At 62.9% G+C, this 5466-nt stretch carries 4 protein-coding genes and 1 pseudogene; all 5 read right to left on the reverse strand.

All coding sequences use genetic code 11. From position 1 onward, the window contains the following. Window positions 1–1457: pseudogene (locus tag Q7J58_RS14500) on the reverse strand (acyl-CoA dehydrogenase family protein); the annotation flags it as partial. A gap of 36 nt (window positions 1458–1493) precedes the next feature. Continuing rightward, on the reverse strand, window positions 1494–2180 hold the full coding sequence (locus Q7J58_RS14505; protein WP_304829416.1) for a TetR/AcrR family transcriptional regulator: 687 nt from the start codon (window positions 2178–2180) through the stop codon (window positions 1494–1496). A gap of 246 nt (window positions 2181–2426) precedes the next feature. Next, window positions 2427–3119, reverse strand: coding sequence for a nucleoid occlusion factor SlmA (gene slmA / locus Q7J58_RS14510; RefSeq protein WP_304829418.1), 693 nt, complete (start codon window positions 3117–3119; stop codon window positions 2427–2429). Window positions 3120–3199: 80 nt separating this feature from the next. Continuing rightward, entirely contained in the window at window positions 3200–4105 is a 906-nt protein-coding gene (gene argB / locus Q7J58_RS14515; protein ID WP_304829421.1) for an acetylglutamate kinase, read from the reverse strand. 119 nt (window positions 4106–4224) lie between these two features. After that, window positions 4225–5466 (reverse strand): SDR family oxidoreductase (locus Q7J58_RS14520; protein ID WP_304829424.1); only part of this gene is annotated, 1242 nt, incomplete at its 5' end.

The following is a 5466-nucleotide window of genomic DNA, read 5'->3' on the forward strand; positions in this document are numbered from 1 at the left end:
ATCTTTTCGTTCAAGACTTCTTCCTGGACCAGCGCGCCCACCAGCTTGCCGAACTTATTTAGAGTGGCGGCGTTGTTGACCAGCACCTTGCGTCACAGCAGGTCCAGGCTCTGGATGGTGTTGGTGCCTTCGTAAATCATGTTGATGCGGGCATCGCGCACATGCTGTTCCATGCCCCACTCCTTGATGTAACCGTGGCCGCCAAACACCTGCTGGCACATCGTGGCCGCCTGGTAACCGTTGTCGGTCAGGAAGGCTTTGACGATGGGGGTCAACAACGACAGCATTTCATCGCTGTCCTTGCGCACCTTCTCGTCGGGGTGGTTGTGCGACTTTTCCAGCAGCACCGAGCTGTAAATGGCCAGCGCACGGCCGCCTTCGGCGTAGGCCTTGGCGGTCAGCAGCATGCGGCGCACGTCGGGGTGCACGATGATCGGATCGGCCGGTTTGTCTTTGGCCTTCGGGCCGGTCAGGCTGCGCATCTGGATACGGTCTTTGGCGTAGGCCAGCGCGTTCTGGTAGGCCACTTCGGTCAGACCCAGCGACTGGTTGCCCACGCCCAGGCGGGCGGCGTTCATCATCACGAACATGCCTTGCATGCCCTTGTTGGGCTGACCCACCAGCGTGCCCACCGCGCCATCCAACACGATCTGCGCCGTGGCGTTGCCGTGGATGCCCATCTTGTGCTCCAGGCCGCCGCCGTAAATGCCGTTGCGCTCACCCAGCGTGCCGTCGGCGTTGACGTTGAACTTGGGCACGATGAACAGGCTCACGCCCTTGATGCCGGGCGGCGCGTCGGGCAGGCGGGCCAGCACCAGGTGGATGATGTTGTCGGCCATGTCGTGTTCACCGGCGCTGATGAAAATCTTGTTGCCGGTGATCTTGTAGGTGCCGTCGGGCTGGGGTTCGGCCTTGGTGCGCATCAGGCCCAGGTCGGTGCCGCAGTGGGGTTCGGTCAGGCACATGGTGCCGGTCCATTCGCCGCTGGTCATCTTGTGCAGGTAGGTGGCTTTTTGCTCGGGCGTGCCGTGCGTGTGCAGCGAGGCGTAGGCGCCGTGCGTGAGGCCGGGGTACATGGTCCAGGCCTGGTTGGCGCTGTTCATCATTTCGTACAAGCACTGGTTCACCACCAGCGGCAGGCCTTGGCCGCCGTATTCGGGGTCGCAGCTCAAGGCCGCCCAGCCACCGTCCACGTAGGTTTTGTAGGCTTCCTTGAAACCGGTGGGCGTGGTCACTTCGTGGGTGTCGCGGTTGAGCTGGCAGCCCTCGGTGTCGCCGCTGATGTTGAGCGGAAAGATCACCTGCGATGCGAACTTGCCCGCTTCTTCCAGCACCGCGTTGATGGTGTCCACATCGGTGTCGGCGTGTTGCGGCATCGACTTGAACTCATCGGTGACTTTCAACACTTCGTGCATCACAAACTGCATGTCGCGCAGGGGCGGGTTGTAAACGGGCATGAAAAAACTCCTGAGGTGGGTTTGTGAGAGAAAAAGTCAGCTCTTGGCGGCTTGGGTGATGGGCTTGCTGGCCAGCGCTGGCGCGCTGAAGCGCCCCACGATGCCTTCAAAGGCTCTCAAGGCACGGTGCAAAGAGTCGGGGCTGCGCAAAAAACGGGCTTCGTAGTGCAGCGCCAGGATGAGGGCGTGGATTTCAAAGGCCATTTGATCGGCGTCGGTGTCGGGGTTCAGGTGGCCCTCGGCCACGGCCAGTTCAACCGCCCGGCGCATGGCCGACAACCAGGTGTTGACCGAACTGGCCAGCGCGTCGCGCACCGGGCCCGGGCGGTCGTCAAACTCCACCGCGCCGCTGATGTAGATGCAGCCCGAGTCGATCTCGACCGAGGTGCGCTTCATCCAGTTGTCAAACATGGCCCGCAGGCGCGGCAGCCCACGCGCAGCCGCCATGGCGGGGTAAAAAACCTCTTCTTCAAAGCGCGTGTGGTACTCGCGCACCACCGAAATCTGCAGCTCTTCGCGCGAGCCGAAGTGGGCAAACACGCCCGACTTGCTCATTTGCATCACCTCGGCCAGCGCACCGATGGACAAGCCCTCCAGACCAATCTGCGTGGCCAGGCCCAGCGCAGCCTCGACGATGGCGGCCTTGGTTTGCTGGCCTTTTTGCATTGGCTTGCTGGCAGCGCTGGCGCTGTGCAAACGGCGGACATTGGAAGTGGCAGTCATGCGGTGTGGGCGGCAGGGCCGCGTTGGGTGGCGAAAAAAACAGACCGCGCGATAAATCGAACGGTCGTGCTATTTTTACCGCAAAAAAAGCCTTGCGGTGCACCGCAAGGCTTTTTTTATGTGAATTTGCATAGAGCGCCAGCCCTAGAACCGCTGAAACAGGCCGCACTCAAGGGTTAACCCGCAAGCCTCATGGGCTCTGTCACCGGTTGGCGGCGAGCGCTCCGCCAACACAGTCTCAAGCGTTCAAAGCCGCCCCAGCGGCAGCAGCAGGGTCAAGCTGTGCTCCAGACTTTCGGTGGGCAGGCGCTTGAAGCCGCTGCGCGCGAACCGCTGCAGCCGCCCGGCGCAAAACGCGGTGATGACGGAGGCGTCGGCATGGGCATCCACCGTGGGGGTGGATGTGCCCGTCAACACCGCGACCTCGCGCAGGTTCTGCCGCAGCGCCGCTTCGAATTTGTCAAACAACACATTCATGCGCTGCTGCAGGCGCTCGTTTTCAAACACCAGCGCATCACCCACCATGACACGCGACATGCCCGGGTTCTTTTCACCAAACTGCAGCAGCAGCGTGACCAGATGGCGCGAACGCAGCAGCGGATCGGGCTCGCGATCCCCCAATTGGTTGGCCAGACCGAACACCGATTGCTCGATGAACTCGATCAGTCCCTCAAACATTTGCGCTTTGCTGGCGAAATGGCGGTACAGGGCCGCCTCGCTCACCGCCAGCCGCGCCGCCAGCGCCGCCGTGGTGATGCGCTCGGCGCCCGGCTGCTCCAGCATGGTGGCCAGGGCCTGCAAAATTTGCATCCGGCGCTCACCCGGCTTGGGGCGCTTGCGCCCTGCTGCGCCTTCGGTCGGCTCGGTCGCACCGTTGCGCGGGGTATCGTCACAGGAAGCTTCGCCGTTGGGTTTGGGCGCTGGCGCGTTCGGTGTCATGGGCAATCGGTGCGCACGTGTTCGGCGAGCAAGGTGTTGGAGACGGAAATCAAGGGAAGCCAGACCAAAGAGGCACGGCCTCAGTGCGAACGGATCATGGTGCCGAAAGGCTCGTTGCCCAGCACCTCCAGCAGCAGCGCATGCGGCACACGGCCGTCGATGATGTGCACCGCGTTGACACCGCTCTTGGCCGCGTCCAGCGCGCCAGCGATCTTGGGAATCATGCCGCCGCTGATGGTGCCGTCTTCGCACAGCTCGTCGATGCGGCGCGGCGTCAATTGGGTCAAGAGCTGGCCCTCTTTGTCGAGCACGCCGCGGATGTTGGTGAGCATCAGCAGCTTTTCGGCCTGCAGCACGGTGGCGAGCTTGGCCGCGACCACATCGGCGTTGATGTTGTAGCTCTCGTTGTGCTCGCCAAAACCGATCGGGCTGACGACGGGAATGAACTGGTCGTCCTGCAGCGCCTTCACCACACTCGGGTCGATGCTCACAATGTCGCCCACCTGGCCCACGTCGTGCTCTTGGCTGGGGTCTTTGGTGTCGGACAGGCGCAGTTTTTTGGCTCGAATCATGGCGCCGTCGCGCCCAGTCAACCCCACCGCCTTCCCGCCCGCGGCGTTGATCAGGCCCACAATGTCTTGCTGCACCTCACCGCCAAGCACCCATTCCACCACTTGCATGGTTTCGGCGTCGGTCACGCGCATGCCCTGGATGAATTCGCCCTTTTTGCCCAGGCGCTGCAACAGCGTTTCAATCTGCGGCCCACCGCCGTGCACCACCACCGGGTTGATGCCGACCAGCTTCAGGAGCACCACATCTTCGGCAAAGTCCTGCTGCAGGGCCGGGTCGGTCATGGCGTTGCCGCCGTACTTGATGACCATGGTTTTGCCGTGGTACTTGCGGATGTAGGGCAAGGCCTGGGCCAGAATCTCGGCCTTTTCGCGCGGCTGGATGGTGGAGAGATCGACGGGGATGTGCGAGGTCATGCGTGGCTTTCGGGCTGGGGTGACGTTGGGTAAATTGTAGGCGCCGTGCAGACCGCTGATGGCACCTGCAGCGTGCCGGGCCGAAGCCCGACAGCCACCCAGCCTCGGAAGCGCACGAATCAGAAGTGAATGCCCCGCATCATCTGCTGCATCGCCACCGCCTCCGGCGACAACGGCGACTTGGACCCCTTCTCCCCCTTGGCCGCCGAAGAGTCCGGGAACATGCGAAAGCTGGTGTTCATCACGATCTGCGCCACGCGCGGCACCATGGCGTGCATCACCTGTCCCGTCACGCCCAGGCGCGTGGCAATGCGAACCGGCTTGAAGATGCAGGCCTGCGCGATCATGTCGGCCGCCTCTTCGGGCGCCAGCGTCGGCACGTTCTTGTAGATCTGCGTGGGCGCGATCATGGGCGTGCGCACCAGCGGCATGTTGATGGTGGTGAACGAAATGCCCTGGTCGGCGAACTCGCTGGAAGCGCAGCGCGTCCAGGCGTCCAGCGCCGCCTTGCTCGCCACATAGGCCGAGAAACGCGGCGCGTTGGTCAACACACCAATGGAACTGATGTTGACCACATGGCCCTTCTTCTTGGCCACCATGCCCGGCAACAGGCCCATGGTCACGCGCAGGCAACCGAAGTAATTGAGCTGCATGGTGCGTTCGAAATCGTGGAAGCGGTCGTAGCTGCCTTCGATGGCGCGGCGAATGGAGCGGCCTGCGTTGTTGATCAAAAAGTCCACGCCGCCGTGGTTGACGATCAGCAACTGCACGAAGCGGTCGGCATCGGCCATGTCGGCGATGTCGGCCGGGTAGGCTATGAACTCATAACCCTTGGCCTTGGCTTCCTTGCAGGCCTCGTCCAGTTTGTCCTGGTCGCGGCCGCAGATGATGGTGACGGCGCCGGCTTCGGCAAATTTATGGGCCGCTGCCAGACCAATACCTGACGAGCCGCCGGTGATCAGCACCACCTTTCCGTTGACCGTGCCGCGCAGCGAGCGATCGATGTGCAGGTCCGGGTCGAGGTGCCGCTCCCAGTAATCCCAGACGCGCCAGGCGTAGTCCTTGAGGTTGGGGCATTCCACCCCTGAGCCTTTCAGGGCGGCCAGCGTTTCGCGGCAGTCGAAACGCGTCGGGTAGTTGACAAAGGTCAGCATGTCCTCGGGCAGGCCCAGGTCGGCCATGACGGCGTTGCGCACACGCCGGACCGGCGCCAGCGCCATCAGGCTCTTCTTGACACCGCGCGGTATGAAGCCGAGCAGCGCCGCGTTGACGAACAGGTTCATCTTGGGCGCATGGGCGGCACGGCTGAAAATGTCCAGCACATCACCGACGCGGTAGCCCACCGGGTCCACCAAATGGAA

Source organism: Hydrogenophaga sp. (assembly GCF_030656115.1).
Lineage (GTDB): Bacteria > Pseudomonadota > Gammaproteobacteria > Burkholderiales > Burkholderiaceae_C > Hydrogenophaga.

Coding starts and splice junctions, on each gene's coding strand:
- Q7J58_RS14505 (WP_304829416.1), bottom strand. CDS start 2,180: ATGACTGCCACTTCCAATGTCCGCCGTTTGCACAGCGCCAGCGCTGCC.
- slmA (WP_304829418.1), bottom strand. CDS start 3,119: ATGACACCGAACGCGCCAGCGCCCAAACCCAACGGCGAAGCTTCCTGT.
- argB (WP_304829421.1), bottom strand. CDS start 4,105: ATGACCTCGCACATCCCCGTCGATCTCTCCACCATCCAGCCGCGCGAA.